This window comes from Sphaerimonospora mesophila, assembly GCF_001417795.1.
GTDB lineage: Bacteria > Actinomycetota > Actinomycetes > Streptosporangiales > Streptosporangiaceae > Sphaerimonospora > Sphaerimonospora mesophila.
Map to the genome: position 1 here is coordinate 358197 of NZ_BCBX01000036.1, position 13349 is coordinate 371545.

General features: G+C 72.1%; 6 protein-coding genes and 1 pseudogene. 3 read left to right on the top strand and 4 right to left on the bottom strand.

What is annotated here, in order from left to right:
- Positions 1-141 precede the first annotated feature (141 nt).
- Together AP234_RS17535 and AP234_RS17540 are read left to right on the top strand one after the other, a co-directional pair.
- Positions 142-3492 carry an ATP-dependent helicase gene (locus tag AP234_RS17535; protein ID WP_055480716.1) on the top strand — a complete coding sequence of 1117 codons (3351 nt, stop codon included), beginning with the start codon at positions 142-144 and terminating at the stop codon, positions 3490-3492.
- Positions 3493-3551: 59 nt separating this feature from the next.
- On the top strand, positions 3552-6857 hold the full coding sequence (locus AP234_RS17540; RefSeq protein WP_055480792.1) for a UvrD-helicase domain-containing protein: 3306 nt from the start codon (positions 3552-3554) through the stop codon (positions 6855-6857).
- 294 nt (positions 6858-7151) lie between these two features.
- Here AP234_RS17540 and AP234_RS17545 read toward each other — a convergent pair whose 3' ends face one another.
- Positions 7152-8516 (bottom strand): FAD-binding oxidoreductase, encoded by a 1365-nt coding sequence (locus AP234_RS17545; protein WP_235558212.1) that lies wholly within the window; start codon positions 8514-8516, stop codon positions 7152-7154.
- A 63-nt stretch (positions 8517-8579) separates the two neighbouring features.
- Here AP234_RS17545 and AP234_RS17550 point away from each other — a divergent pair, with 63 nt between their 5' ends.
- Positions 8580-9572 carry a helix-turn-helix transcriptional regulator gene (locus tag AP234_RS17550; RefSeq protein WP_235558213.1) on the top strand — a complete coding sequence of 331 codons (993 nt, stop codon included), beginning with the start codon at positions 8580-8582 and terminating at the stop codon, positions 9570-9572.
- 9 nt (positions 9573-9581) lie between these two features.
- Here the strand turns inward: AP234_RS17550 and AP234_RS17555 are convergent, their stop codons facing one another.
- The 3 genes and pseudogenes from AP234_RS17555 to AP234_RS38685 form a co-directional block, all read right to left on the bottom strand.
- The gene (locus AP234_RS17555; RefSeq protein WP_055480718.1) at positions 9582-11234 is read right to left on the bottom strand and encodes an IucA/IucC family protein; all 1653 of its coding nucleotides are present in this window, start codon (positions 11232-11234) and stop codon (positions 9582-9584) included.
- On the bottom strand, positions 11231-12958 hold the full coding sequence (locus tag AP234_RS17560; RefSeq protein WP_063842966.1) for an IucA/IucC family protein: 1728 nt from the start codon (positions 12956-12958) through the stop codon (positions 11231-11233). The genes AP234_RS17555 and AP234_RS17560 overlap by 4 nt, the downstream gene beginning before the upstream one ends.
- Positions 12955-13349: pseudogene (locus AP234_RS38685) on the bottom strand (hypothetical protein); the annotation flags it as partial. The pseudogene AP234_RS38685 and the gene AP234_RS17560, both read right to left, overlap by 4 nt.

The window sequence follows — 13349 nt, forward strand, 5'->3', positions numbered from 1 at the left end:
CCCAACCTGGAGAGTCCGGAGGCTTGGTGAGGTCCTCTCGACCGACCACATAGGTCTCATAGGCCGGTGCTGGTCACTCTTTTCCACAGGGCTGGGCGATCGGGCACGATCTGTGCCCGTCATCTGGTGGAATGCTGAGTTGTGAGTGGTCAGAACTACCGCCTGGTGCGCCGGGAAGGCCTGGGGCGGCGCGACGTTCCCGTGCTGGACGAGCATCAGCGCGCCGTCGTCGAGCACGAAAGCGGCCCGCTGCTCGTGCTGGCCGGGCCGGGCACGGGGAAGACCACCACCATAGTGGAGACCGTCGTCGACCGGATCGAGCGGCGCGGTGTCGACCCCGAACGGGTCCTGGTCCTCACTTTCAGCCGGAAGGCCGCCGGTGAGCTGCGCGAACGCATCACGGGACGGATGCGCCGCACCACGAGGACACCGCTCGCCCTCACCTTCCACAGCTACGCCTACGCGTTGCTGCGCCGCGAGGCCGTACTGGCCGACGAGCCGCCGCCGCGGCTGCTGACCGGCCCGGAGCAGCTCCTCGAGGTTCGGCGGCTGCTCCTGGGCGAGTTGGAGGACGGCGCGCGACACTGGCCGGACGACATGCGCGAGCTGCTCAAGACCCGGGGCTTCGCCGAGGAACTGCGCGACTTCCTGTCACGGGCGGCCGAGCGCGGGCTCGACGGTGACGCGCTCGTCGGGCTGGGCAGGGCGCAGGGAAGGGCCGACTGGGCGGCGGCCGGCGAGTTCTTCAAGCGCTATCAGAGCCGCTTCGACATCGACCCGGTGCCCGCCCTCGACTACGCGGAGTCGATCCGGGCCGCCGGGGATCTGCTGGCGGACGGTGAGGTACGGCAGCGCGAACGGGACGCGTACGACGTGGTGCTCGTGGACGAGTACCAGGACACCGATCCCGCGCAGGAGTTCCTGCTCAGCCAGTTGGCGGGCGACGGTCGCGACCTGATCGCGGTGGGGGACCCGGACCAGTCGATCTACGGTTTCCGCGGCGCGGACGTGCGGGGCATCCTGGAGTTCCCGCAGCGGTTCCAGACCCGGGATGGGCGGGACGCGCCGGTCATCGCCCTGCGCGTCTGCCGGCGCAGCGGTCCGGTGCTGCTCGACGCCTCCCGCCGGGTCGCACGTCGGCTGCCCGCCGCCCCCCTGCCGGGCTCCGGCGGAGGCCACCGCGACCTGCTGCCGACCTCGGAGACCACGGGCGGCGAGGTGAAGGTGCTGCTGGCCGACAGCGAGAGCCAGGAGGCCGCGGTGGTGGCAGACACGCTGCGCCGGGCCCATCTGATCGATGGCGTGCCCTGGTCGCGGATGGCCGTGCTCGTACGCAGCACGGCCCGGCAGTTGCCGCTGCTGCGACGTGCGCTCATGACCGCCGGTGTGCCGGTGGCGGTCGCGGGCGACGAACTGCCGATCGTCGCCGAGCCCGGTGTCCGGCCGTTCATCACGCTGCTCAGGGTCGTGGTACGGAGGGAGTCGGCCGACGCCGAGGTCCGCCGGGAGGCGCTCGACGTCGCGACGGCCGAGGAACTGCTGACCGGGCCGCTGGGTGGCACGGACATGATCGGGGTCCGCCGGCTGCGGCGCGCACTGCGCATCGCCGAGAACGAAGCCGTCGCCGGGGAGTCGGACGCCGCGGGCTATGGCGAAGGCGTCGGAAGTGGGCCGGACGCCGCGGGCTATGGCGAAGGTGCCGGAAGTGAACCGGACGCCGTGGCCGCTGACGACGCTGATTCGGGCGTCGGAGCCGGACCGGTCACCGGGCGTGACGTCAGGCCCGGGGTGCCGAGGTCGTCCGACGAACTGCTGGTCGCCGCCCTGTGGGACACCAACGAGCTGATCCACGTAGAGCCGCACGTCGCGGCCCCGGTCGAGCGGGTCGCCCGTCTGCTCAAGCTGGCCTGCGAAGCCGTACGGCAGGGCCGCGGCGCCGAGGAAACGCTGTGGGAGATATGGCAGGCCAGCGGCCTCGCCGAGCGGTGGACCGAGGCCGGGTTGTCCGGCGGGCACCGGGGGGCCCAGGCCGACCGGGACCTGGACGCCGTCGTCGCGCTGTTCGACCATGCCGCCAGGTTCACCGACCGCCTGCCCAAGGCCGGGGTGGCGGTGTTCCTCGACGACCTGGCCTCCCAGGAGATCGCCGGTGACACGCTCGCGGAGTCGGCGCCCGAGGGCGAAGCCGTACGGATCCTCACCGCGCACCGCTCGAAGGGGCTCGAATGGGACGTCGTCGTGGTCGCCGGGGTGCAGGAGGGGATCTGGCCCGACCTGCGCCTGAGGGGATCGCTGCTCGGCATCGACACGCTGGTGGAGCTGACCGCCGGATCGGAGCCGAGCGGACCCCAAGCGGAGGCGGCCACGCTCACGTCCAAGCTGCTCGCCGAGGAGCGGCGGCTGTTCTACGTGGCGGCGACCCGGGCGCGCCGTCGGCTGGTCGTCACGGCCGTCGGCGGTGAGGACACCGAGGAGCGCCCCTCCCGCTTCCTCACAGAACTGCTGCCCGAGGGTGTCGAGAAGGCCACCACGGACGACCGGGCGCGCTGGCTCAGCATGCCCGCGCTCGTGGCGGACCTGCGCTCGGTGGTCTGCGACATCGGCCAGCCGGAGGTGCTGCGCCGCGAGGCGGCGGCACACCTCGCCCGGCTGGCCCGCGCCGGGGTGCCCGGCGCCGCGCCGAGCGAGTGGTACGCGAAGACGGAGCTCTCCGACGACCGGCCGCTCGACTGGCGGAACGGCATCGTCCAGATCTCGCCCTCGGCCGTCGAGACGTTCACGGAGTGCGGGCTGCGCTGGGTGTTGGAGCGAGCGGTCGGCGCGAGCGAGTCGGGCACCAGCCAGCACCTCGGCACGGTCATCCACGCGATAGCCGTACTGGGCACCAAGGACGGCGTGGACCTGCTCGAGCGGCTGAACGACGTCTGGGACAACCTCGACTTCGGCGGGGTGTGGTTCAACCGCAAGCAGCGCAGGGTCGCCGAGCAGATGATCGACCGGTTCGCCCGGTGGCACAAGGGCAACGAGCGCGAGCTGGTCGAGACGGAAAAGGCGTTCTCCGTCATGGTGGCGGACGGCGTGCAGATCACCGGCCGGGTCGACCGGTTGGAGCGGGACGGCGAGGGCCGTGCCGTGATCGTCGACATCAAGACCGGTGGCAGCAAGCCCAGGAACGACGAGATCGACCGGCACCCGCAGCTCGGGGTGTACCAACTCGCCGCGATGCTCGGCGCGTTCGAGCGGCTCAGCGGAGTGGGGGGCGCCTCGCTCCTGCACGTGGGGAAGGCCGCGGGGAGCAAGGGGGACGCGGTCGAACAGGTGCAGCCGCCGCTCGACGGTGATCCCGAGCACAACTGGGCCAGGGATCTGGTCGAGAACGTCGCGACCGGGATGACGCAGACGCGCTTCGTCGCCCAGGTCAACGACGGCTGCCGCACGTGCGCGGTGAAGACCTCCTGCCCGGTCAACGACAACGGAGGCCAGGTGTGCTGACCGAGGCAGTGGGAAACCCGGCGCTCGATCCCGGCGAGCTCGCCCGCCGGCTGGGCATCATGCCGCCCACCTCAGAGCAGGCGGCCGTCATCGAGGCTCCGCTCGAACCCGCCGTGGTCGTGGCGGGGGCGGGGTCGGGCAAGAGCGAGACCATGGCCGGACGCGTCGTCTGGCTGGTCGCGAACGGGCTGGCGAGGCCCGAGCAGATCCTGGGACTCACCTTCACCCGCAAGGCCGCGGCCGAGCTCGCCGACCGGGTGCGCAGGCGCCTGACCGGGCTGGTGGAGGCCGGGCTGGTCGAACCGGAGCTGCTCGACTCGGAGCCCACGGTCTCGACCTACCATGCCTACGCCGCCCGGCTGGTCGCCGATCACGCGCTCCGTGAAGGGCTGGAGCCGACGATGCGCCTGGTCACCCCGGCCGTGGCCTGGCAGATGGCGGCACGGGTCGTCGGGCAGTACGACGGCCCGATGGACAAGGTCGATCTCGGGCCGGTGAGCGTCACCAAGGCCGTCCTGGACCTGGCCGGTGAGATGGCCGAGCACCTGTGCGGCGCCGACGACGTGCGCGAGGTCGGCGGGTGGCTGCGGGAGCGGCTGGCGGGCCTGTCCGGGCGGATCATCAAGGACCAGCGGGCGCCCGTGGAGACCCAGGAGATCCGCGAGCAGTTGCTGCCGATGGTCGAGGCGTACGAACGGCTGAAGCGGAGCCGTGAGGTCATCGACTACGGCGACCAGATGGCCCTGGCGGCGCGGATCGCCACCCGCCACCCCGAGGTGGGGATGTCCGAGCGGGCGCGCTTCGCGGTCGTGCTGCTCGACGAGTACCAGGACACCAGCCACGCCCAGCTCGTACTGCTCCGCGAGCTGTTCCATGGTGGTCACCCGGTGACCGCCGTCGGCGACCCCTGCCAGTCGATCTACGGCTGGCGCGGCGCCTCGTCCGGCAACCTGTCGCGGTTCCCCCGGGACTTCCCGACCGCCGCCGGGGATCCCGCACCCGTGCGGCAGCTCTCCATGAGCTTCCGCAACGGCGAGCACGTGCTCGGCGTCGCCGCCGAGATCCAGCGTCCGCTGCGCGCCGAAGCGCGCCAGGTGCCGGTGCTGGTCCCGGGCGGCAACCGGGTCGGCCGCGGGCGGGTGGTGTGCGCCTTCCACGAGACCGCCGAGGACGAGGCCGCCTGGATCGCCGAACGCGTGGCCGCACTGCTCCGCTGGGAGGGCGCGCCGGACGGCCTGCCCTGGGGTCACGGAGAGCGTGATCCGCGAGGCGAGGTCGTGCAGCCGAAAGACGTCGCGATCCTCGCCCGCAAACGATCGCAGTTTCCGGCGCTGCGCCGGGCCTTGGCGGCGCAGGGCATCCCGGTCGAGGTGGTGGGCCTCGGCGGGCTGCTCACGGTGCCCGAGGTCGCCGACATCGTGGCGACCCTGCGGACGCTGTACGACCCAACGGCCGGTGACGCGCTGGTACGGCTGCTCGCCGGACCGCGCTGGCGGATCGGCCCGGCCGACCTCAAGGTGCTGGGCGACCTCGCCCGAGAGCTCAACCGGGAGATGCGGAGCGGGAAGCAGGCCGAAGACCCGCTGGAGCAGGTCGTCCTCGACCTGGCCGAGGAGCGCGGCAGCCTGATCGACGCCCTCGACGAGCTACCCGAGCTGTTCGACCGGCGGCCCGAGTGGTTGAAGGGGTTCTCACCGGCCGCGCGGGAGCGGCTGCCGCGGCTCGCTCTCGAACTCCGGCTGCTGCGCGCGCACGCCGGGCAGCCGCTGCCCGAACTGATCTCCGAGGTGGAGCGGCGGCTGGGCCTCGACGTGGAGGTCGCGACGCGCGGCGGCGCAGTCGGCGGTCCGCTCGCCGCCCGTGCCGACCTGGACGCGTTCCTCGACGCGGCCGCCCGGTTCGCGGGCGACGCGGAGGATCCGACCCTCGGCGCCTTCCTGGCCTACCTGAAGGCGGCGGAGGCCGAGGAGTTCGGGCTGGAAGCCGGGCGCGTGGGCGACACCAACAGCGTCAAGTTGATGACCGTCCACGCGTCGAAGGGCCTGGAGTGGCCGGTCGTCATCGTGCCCGGGCTGTCGCAGGTCAGGACCCAGAAGGGGGAGATCGCCAGAGGAAGCGTCTTCCCGGCCACACCGGTGACCAATTCGAGATGGACCAAGAACCCGCGCAAGCTGCCCTACCCACTGCGTGGCGACCGGGCGGATCTGCCGGCGCTGGCCGGTCTGGAGAAGGACGTCCTGGCCGACTTCGACCAGCGGTGCCGCGAGCGTGACCTGATGGAGGAGCGGCGGCTCGCCTACGTTGCGGTGACGAGGGCGCACTATCTGCTGGTGGCGTCCGGTTATCGGTGGGGGACCTCGTCCCGGCCGCTGGAGCCGTCCGATTTCCTGATGGAGATCCGCGAAGCGGGCGCCCGGATCGATCTCTGGCACGACAGCGGTGACGACGAAGACGAGCAGAACCCGCTGCTCGCCGAGCCGCCCCGCAAGGAGTGGCCTGTCATCTCCGTGGCCGATGGCGTCGACGACGGCGCCCGCCTGGTGGAAGAGGCACTGGTTGAAGAGGCACTGGTTGAAGAGGCACTGGTGAAAGAGGCTCCGGTCCGGGAAACGGCGCAGGGCGAGGCCGCGGACCTGCGGGCCCGGGGTCTCAGGGAGCGCGATCGGGAGCGGATGCGGTCCTGGGCACGGGACACCGAGCTGCTGCTGAGGGAGCGCGAGACGAACCGGCGGCGGACCGGGACGGTCGTCGAGCTGCCGGCCAGGCTGACGGTGTCGTCGCTGGTGACGCTGGCCGCCGATCCCGCGGCGTTCGCCCGCCAGGTGCGCCGGCCGGTGCCACGCAAACCGGCGCCGCTGGCCCGGCGGGGCACGGCGTTTCATCGCTGGCTCGAGTCGCGCTGGGGTCAGCAGCGCCTGATCGACGACTTCGATCTGCCCGGTGCGGCCGACGAGCCCTCCGATGCCGACATCCAGCTCGCCGAGCTGCAGGCGCGGTTCGAGGAGAGTGAGTGGGCCGGGCGTGAGCCGCTCGACCTGGAGGTGCCGTTCGAGACGATGATCGCCGACCGGCTGCTGCGCGGCCGGATGGACGCGGTCTTCCGGGAGGGAGACGGGTTCGTGGTGGTCGACTGGAAGACCGGCGAGCGGCCGCAGGGCAGGGCGGCCGAGACCGCCTCGGTCCAGCTCGCCGCTTACCGCATGGCCTGGGCCGAGTTGGCGGGGGTGCCGCTGGAGAAGGTCGGCGCGGCGTTCCACTATGTCCGGTCGAATGAGACGACCCGTCCCGTGGACCTGCTCGACGCCGACGGGCTGGCGGCCCTCATCCGGCGGGTGCCCGAGGATAACCGGTCGTCGGCATCGTGAGCGCCTTCTGATCGCCATCCTTTCGAGACTCCCTACATTGCCGATGGTGCGCATCGTGTCTTCGAAGCCACTGAACGTAACGACATTGGAACGAGATAAGTGAGGAGACCGAAAGGCGTACGGCCGGGCGCGGTGGAGGAAAACGGCCTCCGGGGTGGATGGAACCACACCCCGGAGGGAAACAGACCTCACCCGCTCGGGTACGGAAGATCCCGGCGGCGGCGGGCGGTGCCCCGCTCTCGCCGTCTATACGAACGGCCGGACGTCCGGTGATCGCTTTATCCGGGCCCTGGGTCACCCGGCGGGCGGGATGACGTGGTTGGCGCGGAGCAGGCCGTGGGGGTCGTGCCGTGCCCTGATCCTGGTGAGCCGGGCGTAGTCCGCGGGTGCGAAAGCGGAGCGTACCTCGTCCCCGCTGAGTGGGCCGAAGGTGAAGTTGAGTGAGCATCCGACCGCATCGCCGGCCAACGGCGCGAGGGCGTCGCGATGTGTCTCGCGTACCACCTCGTCTTCGCCGGCCTGCACCGGTGACAGAACCGTCACCGCATAGGTGGCGTCCCGGTGGCCGACGGCGTTGGCGGTGCGGGGTTCCCGTGCGAGGGCGCCGCCCAGGTGCCGCAGTCCCACCACGGTCATGACCGGCGCGGAAGGGCCGGCGGCCTTCGTCAGATCGGCCAGGGCCTGCGGTCCGAGGTCGTTCACCAGGAGGTTCCGCGATCGGTAGGCGTGCGGTTCGTCGGGTTCGTCGAAGACCGCGCCGGATTCGGCGTAGGGGAGTTCGCGGAGCGTGTCCCGCAGGATGGGCCCGAGTGAGCGCAGCGGTTCCACCAGGTCGCGCCCGTCCTTGAGCGGGCCGGCATAGGAGATCTGGATCTGGGCGACCTGGCGTCCGCGCAGGGGCTCGGGCAGCATCGGCAGGTCCGGGTACGGCAGGGTCGTGACCGCCGAGGTCATCTCCTCGGGCACGGTGGCGGTCCAGTGGCGCCAGGCGTCCAGCACGTCGGGGGCCTGCTCGACGGCGAAGAACAGGCTGCCGCCATAGATGCGGGCGACCGGGACCAGGTCGATCTCCATGCCGGTGACCACGCCGAAGTTGCCGCCACCGCCCCGTAGTGCCCAGAACAGGTCGGGGTCGGAGCCCGCTGTGACCTGCCGGAGCCGTGCGTCGAGGGTGACCAGGTCGATGCGGCGCACGTGGTCGGCGGCGAAGCCGTACCGACGGGCCAGCAGGCCCACGCCACCGCCCAGCGTGTAGGAGATCGCGCCCACGCCGGGGAAGCTGCCCGACAGCGGTGCCAGGCCGTACGGCGCGGCCGCCTCGATCACCTGACGCCAGGTCGCTCCCGCCTCGACCCATGCGACGCGGGTTCGCGGGTCGACGCGTACGGCGGACATGCGCCGCGTGTTGATCAGCACGCCTTCAGCGGGTGCGGCAAGGCCGTGGCCGCCGGCCTGCACCGCCAGCGGTGAGCGGGTCTCGGCGGCGAACTCGACCGCGGCCTGCACATCGCGGGCCTCGGTCGCGGCCACGATCACCGAGGGCCGGTGCGGATCGAGGAGTTGAAAGCCGAGCCGATGCTCGTCGTATCCCTCGACGCCGGGAACGTACACCGGCCCGCGGGTACGTGCGGCGAGTCGCTTCTGCATCATGGTGTCCATGCGGCCCACGGTAGAAGCCATTGAGGACACAACCTGTCCACAACGACGGCCATTCTTGTGTCCGTGAGCAACGGATCGCCGCGTAAGGACATGCCGGGACGGCTGCTGCGTCTGCTGTCGCTGCTGCAGAGCAGACGCGAATGGTCGGGCGCCGAACTCGCCGACCGGCTCGGCGTCAGCGGCCGTACCATGCGTCGCGACATCGACCGGCTTCGCGCGCTCGACTACCCGGTGGAGAGCACCACCGGCACCGCGGGCGGCTACCGGCTGGCGTCCGGCCGGAACCTGCCGCCGCTGTTGCTGGATGACGAGGAGGCGATCGCGGTCGCCTTCGGACTGGTCACGGCGGCGGCCGGCAGCGTCGCCGGGATCAAGGAAAGCTCGATGCGGGCGTTGGCGAAACTGGAACGGGTCCTGCCGCGCCGGCTGCGTCCCATTCTGTCGGCTCTCGGCGGCACCGCAGTGGCCCTACCGGTGCACGACGCCCCCCGCATCGACCCCGTGGTGCTGGCGGTGCTGGCCTCGTGCTGCCGTGACCGCCAGGTGCTGACCTTCGACTACCTCGACCGCGCCGGTGCGGGCAGTGCGCGCCGCGTCGAGCCGCACCATCTGGTCACCGTTAAGGGCCGGTGGTACCTGATCGCCTACGACCCCGACCGGGCAGACTGGCGCACCTTCCGCGTCGATCGGATCGCGCACCCGCGACCCGCGACCGGCCGCTTCCTCCCGCGTCCGCTGCCCGCACCAGACCCGGCCACCTATCTCACCCGATCGTTCGCCACCGCCGTGTATCGCCACACGGCCCGGCTCGAGGTCGCGCTCGGCGCCGACACGTTGCGGTCCCGGCTCTTCGCTCACATACCGTGCGAGATCGAACCGCAGGGACCGCACGCGTGCGCTGTCCGCCTCAGCGCCGAATCCGCTGAGCTGATCGCCCAGTACGTCGCCGCGATCATGGCGCTGGACGCCTCCGTCGCACTGGTGAACGCCTCGGAGGAGGTCAGGACGCGTCTTCACCGGCTCGGTGAACGGCTCGGTGAACGGCTGCCGGAATGATCCCGTTGATCAGAGATCAGGGCCGACCGGGGTCAGCGGGTTGGCGACGGGGACGTATCCGGCGGCGCGGTCGGCATGCCGTCGCCACCGCACACCGAGGTTGGCCTTGGCGGGCAGCGTCGCGTCGGAGAGCAGCGCCTCGAGCGGGGCCGGCCATCCCTCGTCTTCGGCGTAGCCGGACAGCACCTCCCCGGCCGCCGCCCAGAGGTCACGCAGGACCTGGCGCTCCCGCTCCGGGTCGGCCGCCTCCGCGACGGTGGCGGCGATCTCGGCCAGGTGGTTGACCACGAGGCAGTACGCGACCCGGTTCCAGCCGCGATCGGTGGCGTACGTCAGCGCCTCGGCGACCCGCTCCGGCAGGCCGGACAGGTCGTGGCGGCCCTCGATCAGCTTGGTCCCCTCCAGATCACGGAATATCGCCTGGGCGGGCAGGCCGTCGGCATCGACGCCGACGAGCACGTTCTGCAGATGCGGTTCGAGCACGACGCCGTGGCGGACGAAGGCCTCGAGCGCCGGCAGGGCCACCCGCTCGACATAGGCTCGCCACCAGGTGACCGGGTCGGCCCGGCGGCGCGCCTCGGCCGCCTCGGGCACCCCCCTGTCCCGCACGCCCGCCATGCCGTACGGCGAGGCGGCCAGGGCGGCCGCGAGGATCGGGGTGACCCCGGGCTCACAGACCGGCCAGGGGCCGGACCGGACGATCACTCCGAGCCCTTCGAGGAGCCGGGTGCCGAGGGCCGCCGACCGATATCCGGGTTCGGGCAGCCACCGGGTGCCGGGAAACCGCTCGGCCAGCCGATCGAAGACCGGCCCGAGCCGCCGGGTGAGCTCGACCGCGCCGGCGAGTTCGTACCACGCGTTCTTCCGCACGCAGTTGGTGATCCGTACGTCCAGGCTGAATTTGAGGCAGACCCCCGAGACCGGCTCGTACACGGTCCGCACCGACGAGGTGGGGAAGACCGGGCGTGAGCCGTACCCGAGGTCGACGAGCCGCCCGTCGGCGAGCGGGGCGCGCAGGTCGGGGGCGAGCAGTTCGAGCTGCCACGGGTGTGCGGGCAGCGGCAGATATCCCGGCGGTAAGGAGCCCATCGAGTCGAGCGCAGACACGTCGCCCTGGCCCGCGACGAGGTCGGCGCGGACGCCGAGCAGGCGGAGCGGGAAGCGGGCGTGCGCCTCCGGCGCGTACCGTTCCCATCCCGGGCCGGTCCGCATCTTGGGCGAGGGATGAAACGGGTGTCCGCCCACCAGGGCCTGCTCGGAGGCGAGCCACGGGTCCGCCGGCGGTGTCGCGCGCTCGCGCGCCGCCAGGAGGGCCGCGACGGCCTCCCGGCTGGCGGTCACCTGGGCGGCGAACTCCCCGTTGAAGCCGCCGCCGGATCCTTCGCCGCCCGCCAGCTCCCGTTCGACCAGTTTGATCAGCAGGTCCGAGGTCAGCGGCTCCCATGCCCCGCCGGCCAGTCGTTCGGCCCGGCCGGTGAAGCGCAGCGACATTCCGCCCCGGGCGGGCACGCGTACGCGGGTTCCCGCGATGCTCGCCAGCAGGTACGGCCCGGCGGCCCGGACGCGGGAGCCGCACAGCTCACGGATGCAGCAGCGCAGCAGGGCGCCGAGCGTGATCTCCTCGGCCAGAGCGGAGTGCGGGTCGAGCAGAAGGCCGTTCATCGAAGCCTTTCCGGTGCCCGGCCGTCGGCCTCGCGGGACGGCGCGACGCCGACGCCGGCGGGATTCGGTCTCGGGCGGAGATAGTTGGGGCCGGTCGTGCCGTAGAACTTGTTGACGTCACGCGCACCCGTGCGCTCCTTGGCGACGAGCGTCCCGGCGACGAGCATCGACTTTCCGACGAGCCGCGCGGCGTCGATCGTCCTGGCGCGCAGCAGCGCGGCCATCGGGGCGTCGCCGAACCGTTCGAGTGCGGCCGACAGCGCCTCCCGGACCAGACCGCCGGCCGCCGCGACGTCCGCGAGCGCTCCGTGCACCACGGCCATCGCGGCCAGGTGGAGGGTGATGGTCACGAACACATCGGCCAGGGCGTGCGGGTCATCGGTCAGCATGCGATCGTCGCCGAAGTCCGGCACCTCGAGCCCCGCCGCGCGCAGGAGATCGGGCGAGGCCAGCAGCCCGTCGTTGTCCTTCACCAGCAGCGTCATCGGCCCGCCCCGCAGCAGCAGCGACAAATTCTGCTGATGCGCCTCCAGCGCGACGCCGTACCGCACGAACAGCGTGACGTTCCAATCGAACAGCGCCGTCAGGTAGTCGCGCAGCAGCGCCCTGACGTCACCGCCGTGTAACCGTACGGCGAGATCGTCCAGCACCGTCCGGGAGTGGTGGCCGCTGGAGCCGGGCAACTCCGCGAGCAGGGCCGCCACGGGCACGATCTCACCCTCGGGCAGGCCCCGGACCAGCCAGCCGAGGTGCTCGTGCCCGGCATGGCCGTACGCCTGCTCGTCCGCGAGCGACACCCGCATCCGCGGTTCACGGGCGAGCACCTCCCGCAGCAGCGACTCGGCGAGCGCGCCGTCGCGTAACGTGCCCGGTTTGATCGAGCGGCGGTTGCGCAGGCCGAGGGTGCTCGTCGGGAGCGGCAGCTTGAGGTGGGTCCGGTCGTCGACCTCGACCGTCCGCGTCGACAGCGTCGGCCGGACCGTCAGGTACGGCTCGGGCGCCACGACGATCGGACCGGGTCCGTCCACGGCGGGGGCGTCGGCGAGAGCGGGCGCGGTGAGCGGATGAACGGGGAAGAGCACGTGGGTCCGGGCCATCGCCCCGGGAAGCCCGACGTCCTCGGGGACCGGCCACCACGGGAGAGCGCCGGGATCGACGGTGGCCGTGACGTGATCGCGTGGCACGGCCGCCCAGACCAGCCGGAACTCGGGGGCGAACTCCGGGGCGTGGCCGACCAGATCCTCGGGGGACAGCCCGAGACGGCAGCGGGAGGTGGGGTAGATCGGGTGGTCCACCTCTGCCGCCAGCGTCTCGTAGAAGATCAGCCCGCGGCCGGGGCCTGCGGAGCTGAGCCGGGAGTGCACCCGGCGGCGGTGGCGGTGGTGCAGTTCCAGCGCGGTCAGCGTCTCGCGGCACTCCCGCGCGAAGGCCGCGACCCCGGCGGCGTCGGCCGGGTCGGCCACGGACTCGAGGGTACGCAGGACCTCCGCCAGGCTCGGCCCGCCCCGGGGGTTCTCGTCCGCCGCGAGCGGCGGCACGGGGACGGCGAAGTCCTGGAACGGCGAGCCGGAGGTCAGACGCACCTTTCCGCCGGAGGCGAGCAGCAGGGCGACCCCGTTCTTGTCGCGGGTGAGCCGGGTCGAGATCGTGCCGTAGTCTTCGCGGATCAGGGCGTTGAGCACCCGCGCGGCCAGGTGGCGTTCCCGGCCGGAGACACGGGTCATTCGATCACCCACGGGTGATCGGTGCGGAAGGCGTCGATCGCCGAGTCGACGCGGGTCAGGTCGGGGCCGATCACGCGGACGAGACCCAGGTAGTCGCGATTGGTGTTGACCGGTTCTATCCGCTCGCCGACCGCGCGCAGCGGCCGGTGCCACAGCCGGATGTCGTCCCTGACGAGGGTGGATCCGCCCGGAGCGGGGGAGACGACCGCGGTGGGTGAAGGGACCAGGACGGGCGGAGCCGCGATGATCACGCCCGGCCGGTCGGCGACGATGCTGACCACCGCGCCATGGAGATCCTCGCTGTTGTGGCCCGTGCCGTACGGCACGGCGCCCGGCAGCGGCTCTCCGGCGTGCACGCGCAGGATCTCCTGGTGCAGCGGCGCACCGATCA